At 68.2% G+C, this 25,297-nt stretch carries 29 protein-coding genes; 15 read left to right on the forward strand and 14 right to left on the reverse strand.

Translation table 11 applies throughout. From position 1 onward, the window contains the following. The first annotated feature begins 143 nt into the window (after nt 1-143). Together ACFVWR_RS15825 and ACFVWR_RS15830 are read left to right on the forward strand one after the other, a co-directional pair. A complete protein-coding gene (locus tag ACFVWR_RS15825) occupies nt 144-572 on the forward strand; it encodes a hypothetical protein (RefSeq protein WP_387214117.1) in 429 nt (142 codons plus the stop codon). Beyond that, the gene (locus ACFVWR_RS15830; protein WP_387214120.1) at nt 566-784 is read left to right on the forward strand and encodes a helix-turn-helix transcriptional regulator; all 219 of its coding nucleotides are present in this window, start codon (nt 566-568) and stop codon (nt 782-784) included. Before ACFVWR_RS15825 ends, ACFVWR_RS15830 begins: the two co-directional genes overlap by 7 nt. Nucleotides 785-827: 43 nt before the next feature. Here the strand turns inward: ACFVWR_RS15830 and ACFVWR_RS15835 are convergent, their stop codons facing one another. The 4 genes from ACFVWR_RS15835 to ACFVWR_RS15850 are packed head-to-tail and all read right to left on the reverse strand — an operon-like array spanning nt 828 to nt 3,047. Beyond that, complete coding sequence (locus tag ACFVWR_RS15835) at nt 828-1,142, reverse strand: CHY zinc finger protein (RefSeq protein WP_387214123.1); 315 nt, start codon at nt 1,140-1,142, stop codon at nt 828-830. Nucleotides 1,143-1,147: 5 nt separating this feature from the next. After that, complete coding sequence (locus ACFVWR_RS15840; RefSeq protein WP_387214127.1) at nt 1,148-1,744, reverse strand: CbiQ family ECF transporter T component; 597 nt, start codon at nt 1,742-1,744, stop codon at nt 1,148-1,150. Beyond that, entirely contained in the window at nt 1,738-2,421 is a 684-nt protein-coding gene (locus ACFVWR_RS15845; protein ID WP_387214130.1) for an energy-coupling factor ABC transporter ATP-binding protein, read from the reverse strand. Before ACFVWR_RS15845 ends, ACFVWR_RS15840 begins: the two co-directional genes overlap by 7 nt. Beyond that, nucleotides 2,418-3,047: a biotin transporter BioY gene (locus tag ACFVWR_RS15850; protein ID WP_387214132.1), complete on the reverse strand. Its 630-nt coding sequence runs from the start codon at nt 3,045-3,047 to the stop codon at nt 2,418-2,420. The genes ACFVWR_RS15845 and ACFVWR_RS15850 overlap by 4 nt, the downstream gene beginning before the upstream one ends. Before the next feature lie 82 nt (nt 3,048-3,129). On the opposite strand from ACFVWR_RS15850, the gene ACFVWR_RS15855 reads away from it, so the two are divergent. Further along, on the forward strand, nt 3,130-3,774 hold the full coding sequence (locus ACFVWR_RS15855) for a TetR/AcrR family transcriptional regulator C-terminal domain-containing protein (RefSeq protein WP_387214135.1): 645 nt from the start codon (nt 3,130-3,132) through the stop codon (nt 3,772-3,774). Nucleotides 3,775-3,817: 43 nt separating this feature from the next. Here ACFVWR_RS15855 and ACFVWR_RS15860 read toward each other — a convergent pair whose 3' ends face one another. Both ACFVWR_RS15860 and ACFVWR_RS15865 read right to left on the reverse strand, forming a co-directional pair. Beyond that, nucleotides 3,818-4,192 (reverse strand): DUF3566 domain-containing protein, encoded by a 375-nt coding sequence (locus ACFVWR_RS15860; RefSeq protein ID WP_387214138.1) that lies wholly within the window; start codon nt 4,190-4,192, stop codon nt 3,818-3,820. A 63-nt stretch (nt 4,193-4,255) separates the two neighbouring features. Further along, nucleotides 4,256-4,966, reverse strand: a complete 711-nt coding sequence (locus ACFVWR_RS15865) for a MerR family transcriptional regulator (protein ID WP_387214142.1) — start codon at nt 4,964-4,966, stop codon at nt 4,256-4,258. 61 nt (nt 4,967-5,027) lie between these two features. On the opposite strand from ACFVWR_RS15865, the gene ACFVWR_RS15870 reads away from it, so the two are divergent. The 4 genes from ACFVWR_RS15870 to ACFVWR_RS15885 all read left to right on the forward strand — a co-directional run bounded on the left by ACFVWR_RS15870 (nt 5,028) and on the right by ACFVWR_RS15885 (nt 7,461). Next, nucleotides 5,028-5,471 carry a DUF6194 family protein gene (locus tag ACFVWR_RS15870; protein WP_387214145.1) on the forward strand — a complete coding sequence of 148 codons (444 nt, stop codon included), beginning with the start codon at nt 5,028-5,030 and terminating at the stop codon, nt 5,469-5,471. Nucleotides 5,472-5,475: 4 nt separating this feature from the next. Beyond that, the gene (locus ACFVWR_RS15875; protein ID WP_387214148.1) at nt 5,476-6,012 is read left to right on the forward strand and encodes a putative immunity protein; all 537 of its coding nucleotides are present in this window, start codon (nt 5,476-5,478) and stop codon (nt 6,010-6,012) included. Nucleotides 6,013-6,061: 49 nt separating this feature from the next. Beyond that, nucleotides 6,062-6,355 carry a DUF2218 domain-containing protein gene (locus tag ACFVWR_RS15880; protein ID WP_387214151.1) on the forward strand — a complete coding sequence of 98 codons (294 nt, stop codon included), beginning with the start codon at nt 6,062-6,064 and terminating at the stop codon, nt 6,353-6,355. Nucleotides 6,356-6,498: 143 nt separating this feature from the next. After that, entirely contained in the window at nt 6,499-7,461 is a 963-nt protein-coding gene (locus ACFVWR_RS15885; RefSeq protein ID WP_387214154.1) for a ScbA/BarX family gamma-butyrolactone biosynthesis protein, read from the forward strand. Here the strand turns inward: ACFVWR_RS15885 and ACFVWR_RS15890 are convergent. Then, nucleotides 7,409-8,062 (reverse strand): ScbR family autoregulator-binding transcription factor, encoded by a 654-nt coding sequence (locus ACFVWR_RS15890; RefSeq protein WP_387214158.1) that lies wholly within the window; start codon nt 8,060-8,062, stop codon nt 7,409-7,411. The two genes, ACFVWR_RS15885 and ACFVWR_RS15890, sit on opposite strands and share 53 nt — an antisense overlap. 97 nt (nt 8,063-8,159) lie before the next feature. On the opposite strand from ACFVWR_RS15890, the gene ACFVWR_RS15895 reads away from it, so the two are divergent. The 3 genes from ACFVWR_RS15895 (at nt 8,160) to ACFVWR_RS15905 (ending at nt 10,043) form a co-directional block, all read left to right on the forward strand. Next, complete coding sequence (locus ACFVWR_RS15895; protein ID WP_387214161.1) at nt 8,160-9,101, forward strand: NAD-dependent epimerase/dehydratase family protein; 942 nt, start codon at nt 8,160-8,162, stop codon at nt 9,099-9,101. Nucleotides 9,102-9,240: 139 nt separating this feature from the next. Then, nucleotides 9,241-9,630 carry a hypothetical protein gene (locus ACFVWR_RS15900; protein ID WP_387214164.1) on the forward strand — a complete coding sequence of 130 codons (390 nt, stop codon included), beginning with the start codon at nt 9,241-9,243 and terminating at the stop codon, nt 9,628-9,630. Then, nucleotides 9,627-10,043 carry a hypothetical protein gene (locus ACFVWR_RS15905; protein WP_387214167.1) on the forward strand — a complete coding sequence of 139 codons (417 nt, stop codon included), beginning with the start codon at nt 9,627-9,629 and terminating at the stop codon, nt 10,041-10,043. The genes ACFVWR_RS15900 and ACFVWR_RS15905 overlap by 4 nt, the downstream gene beginning before the upstream one ends. A gap of 480 nt (nt 10,044-10,523) precedes the next feature. Here the strand turns inward: ACFVWR_RS15905 and ACFVWR_RS15910 are convergent, their stop codons facing one another. Next, a complete protein-coding gene (locus ACFVWR_RS15910) occupies nt 10,524-10,685 on the reverse strand; it encodes a hypothetical protein (RefSeq protein WP_387214170.1) in 162 nt (53 codons plus the stop codon). A gap of 917 nt (nt 10,686-11,602) precedes the next feature. On the opposite strand from ACFVWR_RS15910, the gene ACFVWR_RS15915 reads away from it, so the two are divergent. Beyond that, nucleotides 11,603-11,896, forward strand: coding sequence for a hypothetical protein (locus ACFVWR_RS15915; RefSeq protein WP_387214173.1), 294 nt, complete (start codon nt 11,603-11,605; stop codon nt 11,894-11,896). A gap of 100 nt (nt 11,897-11,996) precedes the next feature. Here ACFVWR_RS15915 and ACFVWR_RS15920 read toward each other — a convergent pair whose 3' ends face one another. Both ACFVWR_RS15920 and ACFVWR_RS15925 read right to left on the reverse strand, forming a co-directional pair. After that, complete coding sequence (locus ACFVWR_RS15920) at nt 11,997-12,416, reverse strand: DUF4190 domain-containing protein (protein ID WP_387214176.1); 420 nt, start codon at nt 12,414-12,416, stop codon at nt 11,997-11,999. Nucleotides 12,417-12,489: 73 nt separating this feature from the next. Continuing rightward, complete coding sequence (locus ACFVWR_RS15925) at nt 12,490-12,984, reverse strand: hypothetical protein (RefSeq protein WP_387214179.1); 495 nt, start codon at nt 12,982-12,984, stop codon at nt 12,490-12,492. A gap of 231 nt (nt 12,985-13,215) precedes the next feature. On the opposite strand from ACFVWR_RS15925, the gene ACFVWR_RS15930 reads away from it, so the two are divergent. The 3 genes from ACFVWR_RS15930 to ACFVWR_RS15940 all read left to right on the forward strand — a co-directional run bounded on the left by ACFVWR_RS15930 (nt 13,216) and on the right by ACFVWR_RS15940 (nt 17,634). Continuing rightward, nucleotides 13,216-14,037 carry an alpha/beta fold hydrolase gene (locus ACFVWR_RS15930; protein ID WP_387214227.1) on the forward strand — a complete coding sequence of 274 codons (822 nt, stop codon included), beginning with the start codon at nt 13,216-13,218 and terminating at the stop codon, nt 14,035-14,037. Between the two features lie 73 nt (nt 14,038-14,110). After that, nucleotides 14,111-15,844, forward strand: a complete 1,734-nt coding sequence (gene poxB / locus ACFVWR_RS15935; protein ID WP_387214182.1) for a ubiquinone-dependent pyruvate dehydrogenase — start codon at nt 14,111-14,113, stop codon at nt 15,842-15,844. 74 nt (nt 15,845-15,918) lie between these two features. Next, nucleotides 15,919-17,634, forward strand: a complete 1,716-nt coding sequence (locus ACFVWR_RS15940; protein ID WP_387214185.1) for an LCP family protein — start codon at nt 15,919-15,921, stop codon at nt 17,632-17,634. Nucleotides 17,635-17,656: 22 nt separating this feature from the next. Here the strand turns inward: ACFVWR_RS15940 and ACFVWR_RS15945 are convergent, their stop codons facing one another. Continuing rightward, nucleotides 17,657-18,142 carry a MarR family winged helix-turn-helix transcriptional regulator gene (locus ACFVWR_RS15945; protein ID WP_387214188.1) on the reverse strand — a complete coding sequence of 162 codons (486 nt, stop codon included), beginning with the start codon at nt 18,140-18,142 and terminating at the stop codon, nt 17,657-17,659. 34 nt (nt 18,143-18,176) lie between these two features. Continuing rightward, complete coding sequence (locus ACFVWR_RS15950) at nt 18,177-18,728, reverse strand: hypothetical protein (protein ID WP_387214191.1); 552 nt, start codon at nt 18,726-18,728, stop codon at nt 18,177-18,179. Between the two features lie 212 nt (nt 18,729-18,940). On the opposite strand from ACFVWR_RS15950, the gene ACFVWR_RS15955 reads away from it, so the two are divergent. Further along, the gene (locus ACFVWR_RS15955; protein ID WP_387214194.1) at nt 18,941-19,528 is read left to right on the forward strand and encodes an NADPH-dependent FMN reductase; all 588 of its coding nucleotides are present in this window, start codon (nt 18,941-18,943) and stop codon (nt 19,526-19,528) included. An 89-nt stretch (nt 19,529-19,617) separates the two neighbouring features. Here ACFVWR_RS15955 and ACFVWR_RS15960 read toward each other — a convergent pair whose 3' ends face one another. Together ACFVWR_RS15960 and ACFVWR_RS15965 are read right to left on the reverse strand one after the other, a co-directional pair. Continuing rightward, nucleotides 19,618-20,394: a DNA-formamidopyrimidine glycosylase family protein gene (locus ACFVWR_RS15960; protein ID WP_387214197.1), complete on the reverse strand. Its 777-nt coding sequence runs from the start codon at nt 20,392-20,394 to the stop codon at nt 19,618-19,620. Nucleotides 20,395-20,517: 123 nt separating this feature from the next. Next, complete coding sequence (locus ACFVWR_RS15965; protein ID WP_387214200.1) at nt 20,518-25,248, reverse strand: DEAD/DEAH box helicase; 4,731 nt, start codon at nt 25,246-25,248, stop codon at nt 20,518-20,520. Nucleotides 25,249-25,297 lie beyond the last annotated feature (49 nt).

The raw sequence follows: 25,297 nt of genomic DNA on the forward strand, positions 1-25,297 counted from the left end.
GAAGTGGCCTCTCCGCTCGACGGGAAGGCCACTTCGGCGCAACTCGATGGGTTTCCCGTCAGGATGTAAATAATTCTTGACTTTGTGTACGGTTCGCTTTACCTTTGCCATGTCAAGATTGTTTTACATGAGGAGTGGTGAGGATGCCGTACCAAGAGAAGAACGCCTGGGCTTTCCTGGTGATCGCCGTGGTTGCATACGCGGTGTACGTCGCTGTGGTGCTGTCCAGGGCGGCGGGAGCACCGCTCGTCGAGGTCGACTACGCGCCGGCCCTGTTGTGGACCGTCGGTGGCGCGATCGTCGCAGGAATCCTCGCCGGCATCATCGTCTCGATCGGATCTCCGAAGCCGGCCGAACGCACCGACCGTCGCGACAAGCAGATCGCTTGGTTCGGTGAACGGGTCGGCCAGTCATTCCTCGTGATCGGCGGTGTCGTGGCGCTCCTGCTGGCACTGGTCGAAGCCGACTACTTCTGGATCGCCAACGTCGTCTACCTGGCGTTCGTGCTCTCGGCCGTGGTCGGCTCGGTGGCCAAGCTGGTCGCCTACCGGGTGGGGATGCCCGAATGGTGAAGCCCACGCGAGTGACCAACAGCATCCGCTCGCTGCGATTCGCGGCAGGCGAGATGACCCAGGCCGATCTCGCCCAGCGAATCGGTGTGACCAGGCAGACCGTGATCGCCATCGAGCAGGGTCGATACTCGCCGTCGCTCGAGATGGCGTTCCAGATCGCCCGGGCGTTCGAGGTTCCTCTCGAAACCGTGTTCCACTATCCGCAGCAGTAGATGAAACGCCGGTGCGACCGTTCGCCGAGCGGCAGCGCGTGCGTCAGGCGGTCTCGAAGTAGAGGTGGGTGTGGAGCTTGCAGCCGGGGTTGAAGGCGGCGCCGCACGACGGGCACCCGTCGACGTCGAGGTACTGCGTCACGGTCAGCTCGGAGGAGCACACGCCGCAGACCACGGCCGGGCGGTCGCGCTCGTCCAGCGGCCACAGTTCGGCCGGGTGGTCGGCGTCGGCCGCGTGGCACAGGTGGCACGGGTAGTACCGATCGCAGCAGTGGAACTTGATGGCGATCACGTCTTCGGCCGCGCCGTAGTGCACGCACCGCGTCTGGTCGTCGATGGTCTGACCGTGGATGAGCATCCCGGTCACCTTACGCCTCTGGCGCTGAGCGCTTCCCCGAGCTCGTCGGCGTGCTTGAGCGACACGACGAGGAACGGCACGACGAACGTGGTCAGACCGGCGCGAGCGCCCCGGGCCCGTTGAGCCTCTCGCACGCCGGTCGCGAGCCGGCCGAGCACGGGCACAGTGTTGAGGGCGACGGCGAGGACGAGCGAGACGCGCTGCGGGTCGACGCCGAACCGGGTCAGCGGATGCAGTGCACGCTCGAACGCGTCGAGCAGGTCGGTCACCCGGGTCGTGAGCACGAGCAGAGCGGCGAGCAGGATGGCGGCGGTCACCCGAGCGGTGTTCGCGAACGCCGCCTCCGGGGTGAGGAAGATCAGCTGGCCGACGAGGGTGATCACGATCACCCAGCGCAGGGAGACGGTCTGTCGGGCGAGCTCACGCATCCCGAGCCCGGCGATGAGATAGCCGGCGGCGGCGATGACGAGAGCGCAGCCGCCCGCAGCATAGGTCGACGGAAGGAGCGACACCGCGAGCACCACCACCAGCAGCACGACCGCTTTCGGCCCGGCCGGTGCGCGGTGCAGCCAGCCGTTCCCGGGTCGATACAGGGTCAGCACCGCAGGCTCGCCTCGTAGCGGTCGATGACGTCGGCCGGAGCTCCGACGTCGGTGAGGCGTCCGTCGTCGAAGCGCACGGCGACGTCGCAGCGGCCGGCGAGGCGGAGATCGTGCGTGACGAGCACGACCTGCCGGTCGGCCGGCGCGAGGAGGTGGTCGGCGATGATCGCGCTGTTGCGGGCATCCAGGTAGGCGGTGGGTTCGTCGGCGATCACCAGGCCGGGCCGGCGGATGAGAGCTGCGCACAGGGCGAGCAACTGCTTCTGGCCGCCCGAAAGGTCGTAGGCCGCTCGCTCCGCCAGCTCGGTGAGACCGAACTCGGCCAGAGCCGCGGCCACCCGCGACGTCACCTCAGCCCGGGGCAGACGCTCGCTGCGGAGCGAGAACGCGGCATCCTCCTCGACGGTCGGCATGATGATCTGCGCATCCGGATTGCTGAACACGAAAGCGACCACCCGACGGAGCGCGGCTGCTTCCCGGGCCGGGTCGAGGCCGTGCACCGTCAGGCTGCCGGATGTGGCGGGAACCAGCCCACCGAGCAGCCGCGCGAACGTGGACTTGCCGGAACCGTTCGACCCGATCACGGCCACCCGCGGCTGCTCCAGGCTGAGCGTCACCGCATCGAGCGCGACGGTATCGCCCAGCCGCACGGTGACGTCGCGGAGGGCGAACGTCATCGGGAGTCGTCGTCGGCGGTGGAGGCGCCCACCGCCACCGGCGGCGCTGCCGGTGCGGTCGCCGCCGCCGCGCGGAACGCCCTCGGGTATGCGCGCACCAGGGTCATGGTGATGACCGCCGCGATGACCGTCTTGATCAGATCCCCCGGCACGAAGACCAGGCTCTGAAGCGCGGTCTCGCCCAGCGGAAGCCGGGTGACAAAGGCCTGCACCGGGAGTCCGAACGCGTACACGACCAGGATGCCACCCACGGCGATGCCGACGATGGTGCGCAGCCAGGTGAGCTTTCGGCCGCGAGCGTGAACGATCGCGCCGATGACGAACGCGCCGAAGATCCAGCCGATGACGTAGCCTCCGGTCGGCCCGACGAGCACGCCGATCCCGCCGTGGCCGCCCGCGAGCAAGGGCAGGCCGATCGCGACCAGGGCCACGAACACGAGCATGGCCGCTGCTCCCCGCCAGGGGCCGAGGATGGCGCCCGCCAGCATCACGCCGAGCGTCTGGGCGGTGATCGGTACTGCGCCGAACACGGAGAATCCGCCGGGCAGGCCGAGCACGGCGACGATCGCGGCGAAAACCGCGATGCGGGCGATGTCGGTGGCGTCGAAACGGGTGCGTTGAGTCATGCGGGTCCTGGCTCTCTGAAAGGTCATGAACGGTGTTCACCTGAACACCGTTCACCTGAACGTCGTTCACTATACTGATGCCGTGGCAGTCAGGGAAACCGCGAACTCGAGACCGGCGCGTCATTCGCGTGACGACGTGGCGCAGGCGGCCCTGCGCATCCTCGACGACTTCGGGCTTCCCGACCTCACCATGCGCAGGCTCGCCGCCTCGCTGGATGTACAGCCGAGCGCGCTCTACTGGCACTTCCCGAACAAGCAGACGCTGCTCGCCGAGATCTCCGACCGCATCGTCTCGCACAATCGGGCGGCCCTTCGTGACGATGCCGAGTGGTCCGACCGGGTGCGCGCCGAAGCCGCCGGGTTACGGGATTCGCTCCTCGCGTTCCGCGACGGCGCAGAGGTCGTCTCCAGCACGTTCGCTCTCGGGCTGGGCGCCACGGCTCCGCTCGACCGCCTGACCTCCGCGATCGAGTCCGGCGGCTTCGACCCGGAGACGGCCCGTCGTGCGGCGGTCGCGCTCGTGCACTTCGTGCTGGGGCACGTGTCGCACGAGCAGCAGCGGATGCAGTACGACAGCCTCGGCGTCGTCGCCGATCACGCGTCGGTCGCCGCTACGGGTGCGGAGGTGGGCGCCGCTCCCGGTTCAGGAGAGTCGCCGGCCGAGGACTTCCAGTTCGGGGTCTCGCTGTTCGTCGGCGGCCTCGAACGGCTCGCCGTCGCGCACTGACCGCTCGCCGTCGCGCTGACCGCTCGCCGTCGCGCTGACGGAGTCAGTCGCTGCCGAAGCCGACCTTCGCTCCACCGGTCACCCGGATGGCCAGATTGAAGAGTGCGGCGAAGACCGCTCCCAGCGCGGTGACGATGATGAGTTCGAGCAGCGCCACGACACCGGTGAACGCCATCACGCTCTGCAGGTTGAGCCCGTCGAGGAGGGCCGAGCCCTGTGCGCCGGCGATGTCGCTCAGCAGCGACTGCGCGGACTTCAGCAGGCCGGTCGAGGCCAGGAGGTTGAAGCCCAGAAAGGAGACGGCCACGGTCACGGCGGCGAGGGCGAGACCGACCAGGAAGGCGAGCTTCACGCTCGACCATGCGTCGATGAAGACGAGGTGCAGTGTGACCCGCTTCTTCTTTTTCCTGGCGCTCATCGCATCCCCGACTTCTGTCACCCCACCGAACGGTGACCCCCGCGTGTCAGTGTAGCGGGCAGGTCACCGCCGGAGCAGGAGGGCATGAAGATGGCCGGCGCTTTCGAGCAGTGCGATGCTTCGGTCGGTGAGATTCGCAAGGCGCTCATCGAGGAGCCGGAGGGCCCGGGTATTCGAACCGTGGTCTCTGAGTCGTTCGAGGACGGCAGCAATCGTCGGGATCGGATAGCCTCCCTCGCGGAGAACCGCGACGAGTCGTGCTTGTGCGATCGCATCGGATCCGTAGCTGCGCGTGCCCGAACGACGACGAGTGGGCGCGACGAGTCTTTCGTGCTCCCAGTGACGCAGCGCCGACGGCCGCACGCCGAGGGCTTGGGCGAGCTCACCGATCGTCATCGCGTCGGTTTCCTGAAAGCCGTCACTGCCCTCCTGGAGGATTCCCTCCAGGCCTCGTCGTGCTGCTTTGACCCGTGCGCGCGCCGCGGCGACAGACGCGTGCAACTCGTCGAAGGTCTCGGCGACCTCATCGATCGGGTCCGTGAGCAGGCGCGGCATCAACTGACGTGCGGGAACCGGGCCGATGGCCGCGGCCAGCGCGCGATAGGCCCGCAGCGCGACGAGATGCTTCGGGCTGTACCGTCTGTAGCCGTTGGGCGCTCGGCTGGCCGCAGGGATCACCCGGAGACGTTCGAGGTCACGGACCTGCTGCGCCGAGTAGAGCACGAGGCGGCCGAGCTGGGCCGTCGAAAACACCTGCTCTGGAGGGTTTGTCACGCTCTTCTCTCGCAAATCGGAGTGAAAGTCCACACAAGCACTTCAAGTTCATCATAGAGGGATGGATAGTCGACAGATCATCGAAGCGGTCCGCGCACTCGATGGGGCACTCGTCGTCGAGCCGGATCCCGCGAGCGGGCTTCCCGAGCTCGCCTGGGGTGACGCGTTCTTCTATTACGCGCCCGATGGAGTGATGCCCGAGCGCACGCAGCCGTACGGCACCATCATCACCAAGGACTATCCCGGCGATACCCGGTCGACCCTCGACCTTCCTGGCCGGTTCCGCGTCAACATCCACGTTGGCCGAGCTGCGATGCAGGAGATCACCGACGGCGACGATCCGTCCGCACCCGACAGCGTCGTGCCACATCCCCTCTACGCAGACGCCGGCTGGGTATCGGTGGTCAATCCCGGCCCCCGCACAAGCGACCGCGTGCTGTCGTTGCTGTCGGCCGCACATCGGGCGGCGAGAGCCCGCGTTCTGCGTCGTCAGGGACGGAGGTGACCCGGTGACATCGCCTCAGACCCTGACCTTGGCCGAGCGGCGACTCGTGGCCGCCTGGGCTGCGGCGTGCGCCGAACGGGTGCTGCCCATCTTCGAGGCGGAGGCAGCCGCCGATGAGCGGCCCAGGGATGCCATCGCCCGGGCCCGCGCATTCTCCCGCGGCGACCTGGACGCCGACGGAGAGATCCGTCGGCGCTTCGTCGCCGGCCGTGCCGCGCATTCGGCGAGCAGCCCAGCGGGGAAGGCAGCCGCACGGGCGGCCGCACAGGCCGCCGGCGTTGCACACATGGGAGCGCACGCACTCGGTGCGGCGGCATATGCGGCTCGCGCGGCAGATTTAGGGCATCCCGAGGATCAGGATGCCCTCATCCGGGAGGTCCGCTGGCAACTCCGTCAGCTGACCTCACCCGCGCGCGAAGCCCTGAACCGCCTTCCGGGCCTTGGCGAAGACTCGGCAGGGCCGCTCGGTGCGGGACTCTTGGCATCCGGTCAGCTGGGCGCGATCATCCGCCTCGTGCAGTCCCGGTTGAACGACTCGTGAAACGCGTGGACACCCTAGCGGCCCGGCAGTCGCTGAGTAGGGTGACAACGTGACCGAATACGCGCTCTCATCCCGTGCCGAAGTTCCCACCGACCGCCCCGAACGCTGGGCGAAACAGCTCGTCTCCCACCTCTCGAACCGGCTGGAGCCGCGCGAGGTGCCGAACGGCCACGCGTTCGACATCGGCGACGCCGAAGGCCGCGTGCTGGCCGAGCCGGGCCGGGTGGTGCTCACCGCAACCGCCGACGACGAGGATGCTCTGGCGCGGGTCGAGGATGTGCTCGGCCGCCACCTCGAACGCTTCGGCGACAAGGAGGAGCTCAAGGTGGTCTGGCACCGCTGACGGGCTGGGCTAGCCCGCGCGACTGCTAGCCCGCGCGACGGCTAGGCCACCGACGGCTGGCCGTCTCGCACGACGAACCAAACCGTTCGACCGGTCGTGTGTAGGATTCGAGGCAGGTTCCTACCCGAAGGGACGCCCTGCGCATGAAATCCGAGAACCTCGGCGAGCCTTCCGACCGGGAGGTGCGCTTCGAGGCGGCGGTCGACCGTTCGCTCGTCCACCGCTCCGCCGTCAGCGAGGTGTTCGTGACGGATGTCGTGCGCCGCGCTTCCGACGATTTCGACTGCGGCGTGCAGTGGCCTCGGCGGCACACGATGTACCGCGCGCCGGACGACTCTGTTGACGGGTCGCTCGTCGCGGAGACCATTCGGCAGCTGACCATCGCCGTCGCCCACCTCGGGTACGGGGTGGCGGGCGACGAGCACTTCCTGATGTCGGGCATGCGGTTCCGGGTCGCCGCCGAGCGACTGCGAACGGCACCGGTGCCGGCCGAGCTGATCGCGACGGTGACCGTCGACGGTGTGCGCCGGTCTGCGGGCGGGCGTAGTCAGGCGCTGCGCGCATCCGTGACCCTGAACGCGGACGGACGGCCGATCGCCAAGGGGCGGGGCGACGCCGCGATCGTGCCCGACGTCGCGTATCGACGGCTGCGGGGTGCGGCCGGCGCTGTGACCAGCCTCGGACGGGACCGTTCGGGGGGAGAGCCTGCCCCGGCGGCCGACGTCGGCGCGGCGCGAGACGAAGACGTCGTCGTCGCCAAGCTCGAACCGACAGAGGGCTGGTCGATCGTGGTCGACCCGGCGCATCCGATCTACTTCGACCATCCCCTCGACCATGTGCCGGGGATGCTCCTGATCGATGCCATGAGGCAGGCGGCGCGGCTGCACATCCGCACCCCCGACCTCGATTTCAGCGAGTTCGAGGCGGAGTTCTCTCGTGTGGTCGAGCTTTCGTCGGCCGCGTCGGTGAGGGCTTCCGGCGATCGGGAGGCGCTGGCTTTCGAGATCGTGCAGTCCGGCAGGGTGGCGGCCGTGGCCGCCGGGGTCGGGCGGACTACGAGGCCGGCGCGGCCGGCGTCGTCGGGACGAGCTGGGGGAGATCTTTGAGCGCGTCGTATCGGTCGGCCGGCACGAAAGCGGGGAGAAGGATGGTCCACATCTCTCGCACCCGCTGCAGCAGGTCGGTGCGCCCGGCGAGCGTTTCGGAGACGAGTTGCACACCCGTGAACGACGGGATGATGAAGTGGGCGATCATGGCGGGGTCGAGCGTCGCGACGATGTCGCCCTCTTCGATGCCTCGCGCGGTCAGGGTCTCGAACGTGCGCAGCCAGTCTTCGTACGGGTCGGCGACAGGGCGCTCGAAGTTGCTCACGTCGGTGGTGAGACGGATGCCCGCCTGCACGATCGGATCGGTGACCAGCTGCTCGGCCAGGCTGGCGCAGAGCCGGATCATCGTCTCGATCGCCGGCAGACCTTCTTCGATGATCGCGGCGCCGGCCGAGAACGACCGGTCGTGCTGCTGCTCGATGACAGCGTGCGCGATCTCGTCTTTCGACTGGAAGTGGAAGTACAGCGCACCCTTGGTGACCGAGGCTTCTGCCGCGATATCGGCGATCGACGCCATACCGTATCCCTGCCTGTCGAACGCTTTCGCAGCTCCCAGGATGATGGCGTCTCTCGTGATCTGAGCGCGCGCCTGTTTTACCATGTCGGACGACTCCTGTGGTCGGGCGGGGTCTGACGGTCTCAGCACCCACCGAGATCGGGATACACACACCGTAATAGATGAAGGGGACTCAGCGAGTATGCACGAGCAAACCCGCGGGAACCTGGTGATTTCTGGTGCGAACGGTTTCGTCGGCGCGGCGGCTGCGGAAGCCGGGGATTCGGCGGTAACGGCCGGGCTCCTCGGCGGCGTTCGCCGGATGGTTCGCGACCCGTCGTCCGCGGGCGTCGACGGCGTCGTCGTCGCCGACCTGACCGACCGACGCTCCCTCGTCGCGGCATTCAGCGGCGCTGACTCGCTGGTGCACGCCGCCGGATACCGAGGCTCCGATCCGGTGCTCCAGCAGCGGATGAACGTCGACGGCACCCGTGCCGTGGTCGAGGCCGCAGAGGAGGCGGGCGTGCGGCGCATCGTGCTGGTGAGCACGACCGCGGTCTACGGCAGCGGGCCTCACCGCGGTGAGCCGGAGGGGCGGCTCCCGGTGCATCCGGAGTCATTGTTGACCGAGTCTCGACTCGCCGCGGAGGAGATCGTTCTCGCCGCTGGAGGCATCGTGGTGCGCCCAGACCTGACTTACGGGCCGGGCGACCGGTGGGTCGTTCCGGCGCTCGTGCGGGTGAACCGGATGCTCGGCGGGCTGATCGACGGAGGCTCAGCTCTCACCTCGGCGATCGAGGTGCGGGAGCTCGGGCGGCTTCTCGTCGACGTGGCGACGGCCCACGACGAACCGCAGCAGCGGGTGTTCCACGCGGCCGCGCATCCGGTGCCGCTGTCAGCCCTGCTCGACGCTGTATCCGGGCCGCTGGGCCTGCGCCTGCCCACGGGAGCGCCGGCCCGAGCCGAAGCGACGCCGATCCTGACGGATGCCGGGCTCAGCCCTCACCAGCTCGACCTGATCGCCTCCGATCACTGGTACGACGGCTCCGCGCTCCGTGCCCTCGCCGGCCGCAGCGCACCAGCCGCACCCGCGATCGATGCGCGGGCGGCGGACTGGTACGCGAGCGTGCTTGCTGCCAGGTAGTTTCAGACAACCCGGCGACCAACGGCCAATGCCTGCGACGTTGCCCACTAAGCTCACTTCGTCCATAAAGCCGCCGGTCTAGCTTTCCCGCCGAACAAGGGTCTTCTATGATGTTTCGGGGTGTAAATCAGTGACTCGCATGTCGCATTCAGCAGACGAGGTACCTCGCCTGCTGTCTGGTCCGTCGACGTGGGAACTGACGTTCATCGGCTTATGGCCGATGCTTATTGGCCTTGGCGCGGGGCTTGTCTCGATCCCGTTGCGATACAGCCAATTTTCGAGTGTCGGTGCATTTGTTGTCTTGATAGTTGTCGGGGGCAGCGGCCTTCTCATTGGCCTGATCCTGCTCGGCTTGCGAAACCGGAAGCTGAAAAGGGAGCTGAAAGCCGGGTACACGACGGTCGACGGGCATCCGGAGTCTCCGCGACTAGATCGGAAGACCGAGATCGTGCTCCGGTGGCCTGGTGAGGAAGAGCCGACGTACCGCGAGATCGTGGCTAAGCGCGAGCTTCGCGGGGTCAATCAATGAACTCGACGCCGGATCCCGAAGTGCAAACCCCTCGACTGCTCAGGGGGCCGTCGGCATGGGCCGTGACGTTCACCGGCCTCTGGTTATCGCTCGTCGGTCTGGCTGCGGGCCTGCTGTCGATCGCGCTGCGATGGAGCCCTCTCATCAACAATCTGACTCTAATAATCGTCGTGGCGAGCGTTGCCATCGGTGGAATGGCGTTGAGTTTGGTGCTCCTAGCGGCCCGCAAGTGGGCAATCAAGAAGGAGCTGAAAGCGGGATACACGACGGTTGACGGGCACTTCGAATTACCGCGTGTGGACCGGCGCAGCGGTGCTGTGGTGCGACAGCCTGGCGACAACGAACCCACGTACCGCCAGATCGTGGCTCGGCGCAAGCAAGCTCTGGCAAGCCGGCGAGATGATCGTCCTTGAGTAATTCAGCGCTTGCACGCAGGTCATGGATTGCGTTGTGCCTTGTGTTGTACTTCGCGCCCGTTGCAGTCCTGGGGTGGAGCCTGATCCGATTTGCTCCAGCTCAGTCCTGGCTCCGCCGCGATCCTATTCGCATCCATCGGGCTAGCCATCGTGACGGCGCTCGTTGCGCATCCCAGTCCCGGTTCAAGGCCCACTGAGCGAGTTCGACTGGTGCGACGGGCGATAGTCGAGTTTGTCGGGACGTGGACAAGCATTCAGGTGCTCGTGGCCGTGGTTCTCGTTTCGGGGGCGTTGGCGATCTTCGCTTATGGCGCTTTGAGCGTCCCGGCCGGCGCGAACGTCGTTCGGGACGGCACCACCTACTTCTGGACGTCAAGCGCCGGACAACATGAAATAGGTGAAAGCGAGTACTGAGATTTTCAGATTGCAAAGAGCACAGCGATACCAGGCGGGATGACCATGTTGGTTTCCTTGGTCTCACTTCTGCTCTGGGCGGCGCCGCGAGCATCCGCCGATGCCGCCGAACTCGTCACTCATCAGCCGTGAATTGGCGGCCAAACCTCCTTCGACGATCTGGATGCGACCGGCCTCGGGCGTTGACGCAAAGGTGATTTGCTGGGTGTAGACGCCCGATTCCACGGTTCTGCCGCTATGTTCGGGGGCTCGCCCTAGACCAGACTTGGAGCCTGACCAAGCCGATCCCCACGCCACACAGATGTCGGGAAGCCTGGGTATTGGTCTGTACATTGGTGGCGGGGCGGGATCACTTTCGTGCTCCCCGAGTGGAGGATGCCGTGAGTGCTCCGGATCGAGACAGTGCGGGAACGCTGTTGCGGGTAATCGGAGCAGCGATCATCGTGGTGTCCGCTGCGCTCGGGTCAATTGCTTTGGGAGTCCCGTCTCTCCGGGCGCCCTTCCTCGGAATGGTCTGTGCCCTCATTGCCTTCGCCTATTGGCTGGTGCAGGGCCTCGTCGCAATTGCGATCTGGCGCGTGCGTGGGCTGCTGCCAGCGCGCGAATCAGCGCCGATCTCTCGCGCGGTTCGCAAATATACGAGCTCGCTCACAGGCTGGAAGCTTGTGTTGAGCATCACAGTCCTTCTCGTGGGACTACTTTTCTTCACTTGCTCTGTGCTATTCAGACGGGACACCGCCCTCCCCGCAAACGGATGGGGCGGGTACGCGATTGCGATCTGGCTAGGAGGGCTAGGGGTGATCTGGTGCTGCGTGTCTCTCAAACGCTCCGTCGGGCGCGAATGTATCCCGCGAGTAGGAACAACGTGTCTGAGCGCGAATCGGTGGCGCCTGTGTCACATTCAACAGACGAGGCACCCCGTGAGCACTGATCGGGCTGAGCAACCAGGCCGTCAAGGTATTTTGACTAGTAACTTGGAATGGCAGAAGGGGACGAGATGTCCAACGACAATCGGCTGACCTTTACCCGCGCTTCTGTCTCGCTAAAGCTGTCGACTGTCTTCCTGGCTGACGGCGAGGGCTCGGCAGCGAAGTCCACACTCTCTGATCGGGTGTCGGATGGTTCGTAGCCTGCCGTTGACGATGGCCGATTGGGGCCCGTTTCCTTTCAGCCTCGGTGGCCTTTTCCTCTTGATTACACTCTTAGGCGCGATTTGGGGAGTGGTGAATCTCGTGAGCAAGGTGAGGACCATCGGTGGGTTGGCTGGCTACCGGTTCTCTTACGCGTTCAGGCAGGGGCTGCACGCTGGATACGCGGCGTTGCCGGACGTGAAGGAGGCCGCGAATCCGATGAAGGACTATCAGTCGCGCGGCTATTGGGAGAAAGGCTACGCGCGCGGGGTTGCGCTGCGCCGCAATGGGAGAAACTCCCTATAGCTCCGTCGCCGGGATCCCCGCGGCTCACCGGGCTGGTTCGGTTGGGGGAGTGCGCGCCCTGCCTCGAGGTTGGCGCCAGCGCTGGCCGGCGCGCCAACGCCTAGAACGACGTGTGCACATTGAACGAGGTCGGCGTGCACGTGTAGGTGGCGTGGCCGATGACGTGCACGCCGTCGCCGAGGCGGGCGCAGGTCTGGGCTGCGTCGACGAAGGCGGGGATGACGAGGGAGAGCACGAGGATCGTCAGGGCCACCCCCACCGCAGAGATGATGATCGCGGCGAGGGCGAAACCGTTGCCGTGTCCGGCGCGCTTCGACTGCACCAGAGCCACGATGCCCAGGATCAGGCCGAAGAAGTTCGCCACGATGAAGAACGACAGCACGAAGGCCGCGATGCCCAATCCGCGCCCCGGAACCACGGGCGGAGCGGGCGGGTACCCGTAGAACGGCTGCGGCGGGATCGGGGCCGCACCGTTGGCGTAGACGGGAGGCTGCTGCGGCGGGATCGGCTGATCTGACATGCCCCGAATCCTTCCCTATGGATCGCCTGTGCGCAGGGAGGCGGCGGTGTGTCGTCCCGGCTTGGCCGCCCGCCTATCGCCCGGGGTCGGGGTCGACGAGCACCACGAAGGTCAGCACCTCGGTGTCGACGTTCCAATCGATCCACGCCGATGTCTTGTCGGCGTCGCCGGTGGGCGGCTTCATGGAGACGCCGCGGCCGGGAAGGTCAGTGATCACGCCGTCCGGGTGGTCGTATACGATCTCCCAGCCGTGGGTGCGGAAGGCGTCTTCGATGTTGTCGACGTCGTCGTCCATGCCGAAGCTATCGACGGTCGTCTCGAACTTCTCGCAGACGAGGTCGGGGTCCGCTTTCTCGAATTTGCAGGGCTCGGCGTTCGCGTCCTCGCCGATGGCATCCGCAGCGCGCTGCACGAACCGGTCTGCGGCGGCTTCGGCGTCGGCTCGTGAACCGGCGGTGGTGCATCCGACGAGAGCCACTCCGGCCATCGCCGCGAGGATGAGCGCGAGAACCGGTCGCGAGGCGCGGCGGCGGCGGGTGGGCGCAGTGGTCGGGGGGTGGTCGATCATCGGTTCAGCTTTCTTCCGTGCGGTCCGGCGTCGTGCCGGGCGGCGCCGTGGCGCTTTCTCATCTTGGCCGAAGATCGGGAGTGGCCCCGTGGGCGCACCGCCAGGGAGTCACCGATTCTTCATGCTTTCTTCCTGGTGACACGCGGGGGAGGCAGACTTTACTGAGAGATGATTCGCAGCACCCCCGGCCATCCTGGCGATTCGATCGTCGGCGACAAGGAAGAAGAGAAGATGCCCTACATCACCACGACAGACGGAACGCAGATCTACTACACCGATCAGGGCGAAGGGCAGCCGGTCATCCTGAGTCACGGCTGGCCTCTGAGCTCCGATGCTTGGCAGGTCGAGCTCAAGCTGCTCGCCGACAATGGCTACCGCGCCATCGCGCACGACCGCCGCGGTCACGGGCGCTCGTCGCAGCCGTACAACGGCAACGACATGGACACCTACGCCCGCGACCTCGCTGAGCTGGTCGAGGCGCTCGACCTCAAAGACCTCGTGCTCATCGGCCACTCCACCGGCGGCGGCGAGGTCGTGCGCTACGCCGCGCAGCACGGAAAGGGCCGTGTCGCGAAGGTCATCACCGCCGGCGCCGTGCCTCCGATCATGGTGAAATCGGAGAGCAACCCGGAAGGAACGCCGATCGAGGCGTTCGACGGCATCCGCGCCGGTGTGCTGAAAGACCGTTCGCAGTTCTACCAAGACCTCTCCGAGCCCTTCTTCGGCGCGAACCGCGAAGGCTCCACCGTGTCGAAGGGCGCGCGCGACGACTTCTGGCGTCAGGGCATGCTCGTGGGGCTCAAGGGGGCGTACGACTGCGTGAAGGCGTTCTCCGAGACCGACTTCACCGAAGACCTCAAGGCGCTCGACGTGCCGATCTTCATCGCGCACGGCGACGACGACCAGATCGTTCCGATCGCCGCCGCGGCGGAGAAGTCGATCAAGCTCGTGAAGAACGGCACGCTCAAGGTCTACCCGGGCGCCCCGCACGGCATCTACGGCGACTACCAGGAGCAGCTGGACAAAGACATCCTGGCCTTCATCGCCGAGTAGAACCACCTGCCGTGACGACCGCGTGAACAGGGCGTATGTTCGCAGTGTTCACGTCAGCTGAGAAGGGATGACCATGCCGACCGTCGCAGACACCATCGTCGAGATCGTCAAGGATGCGGGGGTGAAGCGGGTCTACGGCCTCCCGGGCGATTCCCTGAACGGCTTCACGGATGCGCTGCGCCGAGACGGGCACGTCGCCTGGCAGCACGTTCGTCACGAAGAGGCGGCCGCCTTCGCCGCTGCGGCGGAGGCGGCCCTCACCGGCGAACTGGCTGTGTGCGCCGGAAGCTGCGGCCCCGGCAACCTGCACCTGATCAACGGGCTCTTCGACGCCAACCGCAGCCGAGTTCCGGTGCTGGCGATCGCGGCTCAGATCCCGGGCCCTGAGATCGGCAGCACGTATTTTCAGGAGACGCATCCGCAAGACCTGTTCCGCGAGTGCAGTGTGTACACCGAGCTCGTCAGCATCCCCGAGCAGCTTCCCCGGGTGCTCGAGATCGCGATGCGCACGGCGGTCGAGAAGCGCGGCGTCGCCGTGGTGGTCATCCCCGGCGAGGTGTTCCTCAAAGACAGTGTCGGCCGGCGCAAGTCTGCCCCGATCGCGTTCTCGCCGAGGGTCACCCGGCCGACCGACCTCGAGCTGCAGGCGGCGGCCGACCTGCTCAACTCGGCGCGCAAGGTCACGATCCTCGGCGGCGCCGGCACCGAGCACGCGCACGACGAGCTGGTCGCCATCGCCGAGAAGCTCAAGGCGCCGATCGTGCACGCGCTGCGCGGCAAGGAGTTCATCGAGTACGACAACCCTTACGACGTGGGGATGACCGGCCTGCTCGGCTTCTCGTCGGGCTACCGGGCGATGGAGAGCTGCGACGCGCTGCTCATGCTGGGCACCGACTTCCCCTACCAGCAGTTCTACCCGTCGAAGGCCAAGATCATCCAGGTCGACATCCGGGGCGAGCAACTGGGTCGTCGCACGCCCGTCGACTTAGCCCTGGTCGGCAGCGTGAAGGACACGGTGGATGCCCTGCTCCCGCTGCTGAAAGACCGCACCGACCGCAAACACCTCGACGCGTCGACGGCCCACTACGCCAAAGCGCGCAAGAGCCTCGACGAGCTGGCCGACAACGACCGCAACCGTGCGCCGATCCACCCGCAGTACGTTGCCAGGCTGATCAGCGAACTGGCGAGCGATGACGCGGTGTTCATCCCGGATGTGGGGTCGCCGGTGGTGTGGGCATCCCGCTATCTGGCGATGAACGGCAGGCGCCGTCTCATCGGATCGTTCTCGCACGGCACGATGGCGAACGCGGTTCCCCACGCGATCGGGGCGCAGTCGGCGTTCCCGGAGCGGCAGGTGGTGGCGCTCGCCGGAGACGGCGGACTCGCGATGCTGCTCGGCGAACTGCTGACGCTGCGGCAGAACAAGCTGCCGGTGAAGATCGTCGTGTTCAACAACTCGTCGCTCAACTTCGTCGAGGTCGAGATGAAGGCGGCCGGGTTCGTGAACTTCGGCACCGGGCTCGAGAATCCGAACTTCGCCGACGTGGCGACAGCGATCGGGCTCTACGGACAGCGCGTCGAGAAGCCCGACGATCTCGAGGCTGCGCTGCGGGCGGCGTTCGAGCACGACGGCCCTGCGCTGGTCGACGTTGTCACCGCCCGGCAAGAGCTCTCGATCCCGCCGGCGATCACCGCCGAACAGGTCAAGGGATTCACGCTCTACGCCCTGCGCACCATCATGTCCGGGCGCGGTGACGAGCTGATAGACCTCGCAGATACGAACGTCTTCCGCAGGCTCTTCGACTGAGAGAGCGCTGACGATTCGTCGTAAAGCAAGTGTTCGCCAGGCCGTTCCAAGGCAGCGGACAATAACGTTCACCTGTGCGACGCCCGACCTTCCCCACCCAGCCTGACGAGCCCCGCGAAGACAACGCGCCGGCCACGGAGATCTTCGGTGTGCCCGCCAGCGACCCTCGGCGCCCGGTGCGCGCCACCCGACCGGCGTCGAGCGCCGGCCGCGGCGGCCGATCGGCGGCGCCGGCAGGGTTCGGCGGGAGCGGGAACGGCGGCAACGGCGGTAGCGGCTACGGTGGCAGCGGTAGCGGCAGCGGCGGTTCAGGAGGCGGCGGCGCCGGTGACGGCGGTGGCCCGGGCGACGGGCCGACCGCATCCGGTGGCGGAAAGAAGCCGCGCAAGCGTCGCAGCCGTACCAAGCGCATCATCGGCTGGACGGCGTTCGGCCTCGCGGTCATCCTCGTCGTCGTCGGCGGATACGCGGCCTACAGCTACTTCCGGTTCGTGAACGGCGTCAAGCACGTCGATGCGATCTCCGAAAGCAACAAGCCGTCGAACGACGTCGACGGCACAGCCCAGAACATCCTGTTGGTCGGGGATGACCATCGGCCCGACAACGCGTCGCAGGCCGAACTCGACCAGCTCGGCACCACGGCCGACGGCGGGGGCACGAACACCGACACGATGATGATCTTGCACCTGCCGGCCGACGGCCGCTCGGCGACGCTCATCTCGTTGCCGCGCGACTCGTGGGTCGACGTTCCGGGTCAGGGGATGAACAAGCTCAACTCGGCGTTCGCTCTCGGTGGCGGCAACAGCGGTGACGACGCGGGCGGTGCGAGGTTGCTCATCCAGACCGTGCAGAACCTCACCGGGCTCACCATCGACCACTACGTTCGCGTGTCCTTGCTCGGGTTCTACGACATCGCCCAGGCGCTCGGGCCCATCCAGGTCTGCCTCAACAACGCCGTCGACGACCCGTATTCGCAGGCGAACTTTCCTGCCGGCGTGTCCACGCTCGACGCGCACCAGGCGCTCGCTTTCGTGCGGCAGCGCCACGGTCTGACCCGCGGCGACCTCGACCGGGTCGTTCGGCAGCAGTACTTCCTCTCGGTCGAGGCGCGCAAGTTCCTTTCGGCCGGCACGTTGCTGAACCCCGCCAAGCTGACCAAGGTGCTGGATGCCGTCAGCGGCTCCCTCGAGACCGACCCCGGCCTCAACTTCCTCAGTCTCGCCGCGCAGATGCAGGGACTGACCGGCGGCAAGATCCAGTCGGCCACGATCCCCATCTCGGGTACCCCGACCATCACGGTCGACGGCAACGACCTGTCGATCGTCGAGGTCGACACCGACGCCATGCCCGCTTTCGTGCAGAGCCTCACGGGCGAGCCCGACGCCTACGAGAAGGCGACCGCGGCGAAACCCGCCGACGTCACCGTGACCGTGCTGAACGGCGGCAGCTCCAACGGCGCCGCCGGTCAGGCAACGCAGACGCTCGCTGCCGCCGGCTTCAAGACGGGGGCGGCCGGGGATGCGGACACCCGCGCGACCACGGTCATCCAGTACCCGTCGGGCCAGGAGTCGCAGGCGAAAGCCGTTGCCGCGTACCTTGCAGGCGCGACAGTGCAGGAGACCTCATCCGTCTCCGGTGTCACGGTGGTTCTCGGCGACGACGGCATCATGCCGGCAGCGCCCACCACGGGAGGCACGGATGCGGGTTCGGGCTCCGGCTCCGCCCCGTCGAGCTCGCCGACGCCGAGTGGTCCCGCCACCAACTACAGCGACCAGGTGTGCATCAACTGACGCGGGCTGTCGCGGTGGGATGTCAGAGGCCGTCTTCGCGGGCGATCACGTCGTTCATGCGCTGAGAGATCTCCAGGAACTGTTCCTGCTGTTCAGCGCTGAGCGGGTCGAAGAGCACCCGGCGGATCGTCGCCGTGTGCTCGGGCAGTGCCCGCACCACGATGCGCCGACCGTCGCCGGTGAGCTTGATGTAGCTCGCGCGCCTGTCGTCGTCGCATTCCTCGCGTTCGACGAAACCGCGCGCTGCCATGCGGGTCACCTGATGCGAGACCCGGCTCTTCTCCCAGCCCGTCATCGCCACGAGGTCCCGAACCCGCAAGCGGCGGCCGGGGGAGCGCACGAGTGCCATCAGCACCTCCAGTTCGGAGATCGACACACCGTGGTCGCGCTGCAGCTGGGCGTCGAGCGCGCGGTCGAAGCCGCGGCGCATCACGTAGAACGAGCGGAAGAGCTCTTCCTCTTCTGCCGTCAGCTTGCGCGGGTCGGGCTTCTGGCGTGCGCTGGGCATACGTCATGATCCCACGGCGCGGGGTGCGAGGGAATCAGTGCGCGAGCTGCTCCAGGAGAACGACCCCGACGCCGAGCGCGACGATCGCGGCGAGCACGATCAGCTGCTTCCCGCCGCTCAGACCGGTGCGTCGCACGGCCAGCCATACGATGACGACCAGGGAGGCGATCAGCGAGATCAGCGACACGGTCAGGGCCGTCTGCGTCTCGATCACATCGAACGCGGCGAGGCCGAGCATGATCGCGGGGAGCACGAGCACGCCGAGGGCTCGCGAGGCGACGGCGACCATGTGGCGAAACTCGCGGCCGGTCGGCAACGTGTTGTGCACGATCATGTGCGAGACCAGATCGGAGGCCAGGCCGGCCAGCAGCACGCCGCAGACGGAGATGACGAGGGTCCAGAGCACATCCTGCGCTTCGGGGGTGTGCGCGTGGGAGCTGAGGGCGAGAAGGATGGCGAGGGCCGTGAACGTGGCATAGATGCGTTCGCGCAGCCGGTCGCCGGCTTCGCGCCGCTCCTCCTCGGTCGCGTCGTCGGGGAGCCGGGTGTCGTCTTGGCGGTCGGATCTGCTTCGTGAAGCGGCCATGCTGTGCCTTTCCTTCTCACTTGTGTCGAGCCTCCCGACGAGCGCGAGCGGTCGCAGCCCTTCGTCGATCTGGTTTCGAGAATAGACAGCGCCGACCTCGCGCAGCGATTGCGAGGCGCGAATTCACCGAATCCCCGAACGACAGGGAATGGATGCCCGTCGGCCGGGGTTGCGATCTTGGTGACACGTCACCAAACGAAGGAGATCACCGCATGACAAAGATCGCGATCATCATCGGCAGCACCCGCCCCGGACGCAACGGGGAGCCCGTCGCCAAGTGGGTGGCCGAGCACGCCGCCGAGCGCGAAGGCGTCGAGTACGAACTCGTCGACCTCGCCGAGTGGCCTCTGCCGCACCTCGACGAGCCGATGCCCGCCGGGATGGGCCAGTACGCCGGAGAGCACACCAAAGCCTGGGCTGCCAAGGTCGCCGAGTTCGACGGGTACATCTTCGTGACCCCGGAGTACAACCACAGCACGTCCGGCGTGCTCAAGAACGCGATCGACTACGTCGGGGCCGAGTGGTACAACAAGGCGGCCGGCTTCGTGAGCTACGGCGTCTTCGGTGGCGCCCGCGCCGTCGAGAGCCTGCGCCTCGTGCTGTCCACGCTGCAGGTCGCGACTGTGACCGCGCAGGTCGGCCTCAGCCTCACCCACGACTTCGAGAACTGGTCGCTGAAGGCCACGCCTCAGTCGGAGGCGGCCCTGACGCCGCTGTTCGACCAGGTCGAGTCGTGGTCGGCCGCGCTCGCCATTGTGCGTGCGGCGCAGGACGAGGATGCCGAGGAGGCCGCGGCCTGACCGGCCGCGCACATCGGCAGCAGTTCGTCGACGAGAGGCGGACCCGGTGTCGGATCGGGCCGCCTCTCCGCGTCAGGTTTGCCTCTGCGTCAGGTTTGGCACCGCGGGCAGAAGTAGGTGACCCGCTGTTCCAGCTCGGAGCGGCCGAGCTCGGAGCGCTGGATGCGGGTTCCGCAGCGCCGGCACGGCTCGCCCTGCCGCCCGTACACCCAGCTGGTCCGCCCCCGCCGGGTGTCGCCCGTCGTCACGCGGCGGGAACGGTCCCGGTTGGCGACCAGCAGCCGATGGGCGAGGTCGACACTCGCGGTGAGGTCGGCATCGGCGACCGGCCGCGTCGGCAGCATCCCCCGCAGAAAACACAGCTCGTTGGCGTACTCGTTGCCGATGCCCGCGAGGTTGCGCTGGTCGAGCAGCGCGACGGCGATCGGCTGTTCCGGATGCGCTTGCAGCCTGCGCACCGCCTCCGCCGCATCCCAGTCGGGTCCGAGCAGGTCGGGCCCCAGGTAGCCGACCGCGTCGTCTTCCTGGTCTCGCGGGATCACCTCGAGCAGTCCGAGCAGAAAGCCGACGGCCGTCGCGTTCTCGGTTCGGAGCACCGCGCGTGCCTGGAACGCCGGATGCCGCCAGCGGGCCTCCGGCGCGTACACCTCCCACGAGCCCTCCATCTTGAGGTGGCTGTGGATGGTCGCATCCCCGGCTCGGATGAGCAGATGCTTGCCCCGGCTCACCACCTCGTCGACGCGCTCGCCGGACAGGTCGACGGTCGCGTACCGGGGAACCCGGAAGTCGGTGGCGGTGAGGATGCGCCCCTCCAGTGCCTCGCGCAGCCGCCGGGCCGTGCGGTAGACGGTGTCACCCTCGGGCATCGCGCCCCGCTCCCGCTGCCGGTGCGCGGCGAATGTGGCCGTTCCGGTCGAGAGTGACCGGCACACCGCGCACACTCGACCGGAACGGCCACACTCGAGGCTGCGCGCCCAACCGCGGCCGGCTCACGTTCGCAACCGGAGTCCGCGCGGAGTGGCGAGGAACCCTGCCTCGGCGAGAGCGTCGCCGAGCGGGGAGCCGAGCACGAAGCCGCCGTTGACCGTCTCGATCGCGAGCTTGTCCACGCGCCCGCGAGTGACGAGGGATGCCAGTGCCCGGGCGGCCGACCGCAGCGTGCTCTCGGCGTCGGCCTGCTCCTGATCGGCGAAGTACAGGAGGCTCTTGCCGCCGCGCTCGACGTAGATGGTGAGCGCGCCGTCGACGAGCACCACGAGTGCACCGGCCTTGCGCCCCGGCCGGTGGCCGGTTCCGGTTTCGCCGGGCACGGCCGGCCACGGGAGCGCCGCGCCGTAGGGGTTCGCCGGGTCGGTGGCGGCCAGCGCGAGCGCGGCGTTCTCGGGTTCTTGCGTGTGATCCCGCGCGAACGATCGCAGGCGGTCGACGGTGGCACCGGTGGCGAACTGCGCGGCGCCGAGGGTCTCCACGAAGTAGCCGCGCCGGGCGCGACCGGTCTCCTCGAAGCCGCTCAGCACCTTGTACGCGAGCGCGAACCCACCGGGCACGCCCTCGTTCATCACCGAGCCGCGCGTCACCACCCCGTAGCGATCGAGCAGGGTCTCCGCCGTCGCGTGCGCTCGAACCGTCGAGTCGAGGTCTCGCGCGGGCAGCAGCGACCAGCGTCCTGCGACGGTGGGCGGGCCCATCCGGGTCACCATCGCCGAGCGGGCCGCGGCGCGACCGCGGTAGAGGCGCGAGCGCGGCGCCTGCTTGGGCCGCTTGTGGGCGCCGGACGACCCGGTCAGCGTGCGCAGCGGAGCGAGCGTGTCGTTCGTGATCGCGCCGGCCCAGACGAGATCCCAGAGAGCGGTCACCAGCGCGGTGTCGTCGACCGGCGCACCCGCCTCTGTGCCGAGCGCGTCGGACAGCTGACGGAAGAAGTAGCCGCCGCCGCGACCGAGCGCCGCGAGCACCGCCCGCTGGAGCTCATCCGTCTCGTGCTCGGGAGGGGGCACGAGAGTGAGCGGCGCCGACTCGGCGAGGTGCAGGCTGACCCAGCCGTCGGAGCCTGGCAGCGCTCCGTCGCCCGACCAGATCACCTCGCCCGTCGCGGTGAGCTCGTCGAGCATCGCGGGGCTGTAGTCGGTCACGCGGGCCGGCAGCACGAGCGACTCCCAGGCCGACGCCGGGATGCGCGTTCCGGCCAGCTGCTCGATGACCGAGGCCACCGCATCCACGCCCCGCAACGACGAGCCGAGATGCTGCCAGTCGGGCAGGAACCGGGCGAAGGTGGCCGGGTCGACGGGCTCGACCTCGTGGCGGAGCGCGGCCAGCGACATCCGGCGAAGGCGCCGCAGCACCTCGGCGTCCGACCACTCGGTGCCGTGAGCGTGCGGGCGGAACTCGCCGTCGACCACGCGCCGGTCGTGCGCGAGGCGTCGCAGCGCGTCGTGCACGATGGCGGCACCGAGGCCGAACCGCTCGGAGACGTCGCTCGCCGCGAACGGGCCGTGGGTGCGGGCGAAGCGGCTCACGAGGTCGCCGAGGGGATCGTCCACGGGTTCGATGAACGCCACGGGAACTCCGATCGGCAGCGGAACGCCGAGGGCGTCGCGCAGCCGGCTGGCGTCTTCGATCGCGGCATAGCGTTCCGTGCCGGCGATGTTCACCAGGAGCGCGCGCTTCGTGTCGACGAGCACCTCGAGGTGTGCGGATGCGGTGGCCCGGTCGGCAGGCGGGGGCGGCGCGGCCTCAGACGGCGCGGCCTCAGCCGGCGCGCCCTCGGCCGGCGCGGCCTGGGCCGGCGCGCCCTCCGACAGGTCGGCAGCAGCCGCCGCGACCTGCTCGCCCTGCAACCGCTCGGCGACCTCGTCGACCGTGAGGGGCCCGAGCAGCCGCAGCAGATCGGCGACGCCCTCCAGCCCCCGCACGCGTCTCTCGGGCGCGAGCCGCTGCAGTTCGCGTTCGACGCGTTCGATCACGCCCGGGTCGAGCAGTTCGCGCAACTCGGCGCGGCCGAGAAGTTCGGCCAGCAGCCCGGCGTCGAGCGACAGGGCGGCCGCGCGGCGTTCGGCGAGGGGGCTGTCCCCTTCGTACATGAACGCAGCGACATATCCGAACAGCAACGAGCGGGCGAACGGCGATGCGGTCTCGGTGCTGGCTTCGACGAGACGGATGCGGCGCTGCGCGATCTGCTGCGTCACCTCATCGAGCGCCGGCAGGTCGTAGACGTCTTGGAGGCACTCGCGCACCGTCTCCAGGATGATCGGGAAGCTCGGATACTTGCGTGCCACATCCAGCAGCTGCGACGCCTTCTGCCGTTGCTGCCAGAGCGGGGAGCGCTTGCCGGGGTTGTACTTGGGCAGCAGCAGTGCCCGCGCGGCGCACTCCCGGAACCGCGAGGCGAACAACGAGGAGCCGCCGACCTCGCTCGTCACGAGCGCGTCGAGCTCGGCCGGGTCGAACACGAACAAGTCGGCGCCGGGCGGCTGGGATTCGGTGTCGGGGATGCGCACGATGATGCCGTCGTCGGCCGCCATCGCGCCGCCGTCGATGCCGTACCGCTCTCTCACGCGCGCCTGAACGGCCAGCGCCCACGGCGAGTGGATCTGCATGCCGTAAGGGGAATGCAACACGACGCGCCAGTCCCCTAGCTCGTCGCGGAAGCGTTCGACCACGAGCGTGCGGTCGGTCGGAACATGACCTGTCGCGGTCTTCTGCTCCTGCAGAAAGGAGAGCAGGTTGTTCGTCGCCCAGGTGTCGAGCCCCGCCTCGACGCAGCGGAGCTCGGCGTCTGTGGCGGATGCCCCGCTCACCTCCCGCACGAACGCTCCGACCGCGCGACCCAGCTCGGCGGGCCGGCCGAGCCCGTCGCCCTTCCAGAACGGCAGCCGGCCGGGCTCACCGAAGGCCGGCGTCACCAGCACCCTGTCGTGGGTGATCTCCTGGATGCGCCAGCTCGTGGAGCCGAGGGCGAACACATCCCCCACCCGCGACTCGTAGACCATCTCTTCGTCGAGCTCGCCGACGCGACTGGCCTTCTCGCCAACCATGTAGACGCCGAAGAGTCCGCGATCGGGGATGGTACCGCCGCTCGTCACCGCGAGCCGCTGCGCGCCGGGGCGTCCGGTGATGGTTCCCGAGTCTCGATCCCAGACCACGCGGGGTCGCAGCTCGGCGAACTCGTCGGAAGGGTAGCGGCCCGCCAGCAGGTCGAGGGTCGCGTCGTAGGCGCTGCGGGGCAGCGTTGCGAACGGCGCGCTGCGCCGCACGGTGTCGAACCACTCGTCGGCGTCGATCGGCTCGAGCGCGGTGGCGGCCACCGTCTGCTGGGCGAGGATGTCGAGCGGGTTGGTCGGCACCCGGAGCGTCTCGATCAGGCCGGCGACCATCCTCTCGCTGGCGACCGCCGAGTGGATGAGGTCGGCCCGGTGCTTCGGGAACACGACGCCACGGGACACCTCGCCGACCTGGTGGCCCGCTCGGCCGACGCGCTGCAGTCCGCTGGCGACAGACGGCGGCGACTCCACCTGCACGACCAGGTCGACGGCGCCCATGTCGATGCCGAGCTCCAGGCTCGACGTCGCGACGACGCAGCGCAGGCGCCCCGACTTCAGGTCGTCTTCGATGAGAGCGCGCTGTTCCTTGCTCACCGAGCCGTGGTGGGCGCGGGCGAGCACGAGCGTGTCGGGCTCGTCGGCGACGGCTTCGCGGGAGCCGCGGGTCTGTCCCGACGCGCCCATCAGCTCAGCCGGAGCCCGCGACGCGGGTTGGTCGGCGAGAGGGGCCGCTCCGCCCAGGATGCGCTCTTCGTAGATCTCGTTGAGTCGCGCCGTCAGCCGCTCGGCGAGCCGCCGGGAGTTGGTGAACACGATCGACGACCGATGCTCCAGCACGCGATCGACGATCGCCTCCTCGACATGCGGCCAGATGGAGCCCGCCTGCGGGGCCGAGCCGTCGTCGTTTCCGCTCGCGAAGGTGGAGGTGCCGAGCTCGCTCATGTCTTCGACGGGCACGACGACGCGCAGATCGAAGCGCTTGCCCGAGGGCGGAGCGACGACCTCGACCGGCGCTCGCCCGCCGAGGAAACGCGCGACCTCTTCCGGTGGTCGCACCGTCGCGGAGAGCCCGATGCGCTGGGCGGGCTTCGGCAGCATCGCGTCCAGCCGCTCGAGCGAGAGCGCGAGATGCGCGCCGCGCTTGGTGGCGGCGACGGCGTGCACTTCGTCGATGATGATCGTCTCGACCGAGCTGAGCGTCTCGCGGGCCGACGACGTGAGCATGAGGAAGAGCGACTCGGGCGTGGTGATGAGGATGTCGGGCGGCGTCTTGACGAGCGCGCGGCGGTCGGCCGACGTGGTGTCGCCGCTGCGCACGCCGACAGATACGTGCGGAGGCTCGGCGCCGAGCCGTTTCGCGGTCTGGGTGACACCGACGAGAGGCGCGCGCAGGTTGCGCTCCACGTCGACGCCCAGGGCCTTCAGCGGGGAGATGTAGAGAACGCGCGTGCCCGGCTTCGCGTCGCCGGGGTCGGCGCTCTCATTGCGTGCGGCCAGCCGGTCGATCGCCCAGAGGAAGGAGGCGAGCGTCTTGCCCGAACCCGTCGGGGCGATGACGAGCGCGTTCTTGCCGCGGGAGATCGCATCCCACGCCCCGATCTGCGCCGGCGTCGGCGCGGCGAACGCCCCGCTGAACCACTCACGGGTGGCGCGGGAGAACCGGTCGAGCACGTCGCTCATCCCTCTATCCTCTCCCCAACCCCTGACATGCGTAACCCGCTCAGGACAG

The organism is Leifsonia sp. NPDC058292 (assembly GCF_042880955.1).
Lineage (GTDB): Bacteria > Actinomycetota > Actinomycetes > Actinomycetales > Microbacteriaceae > Leifsonia.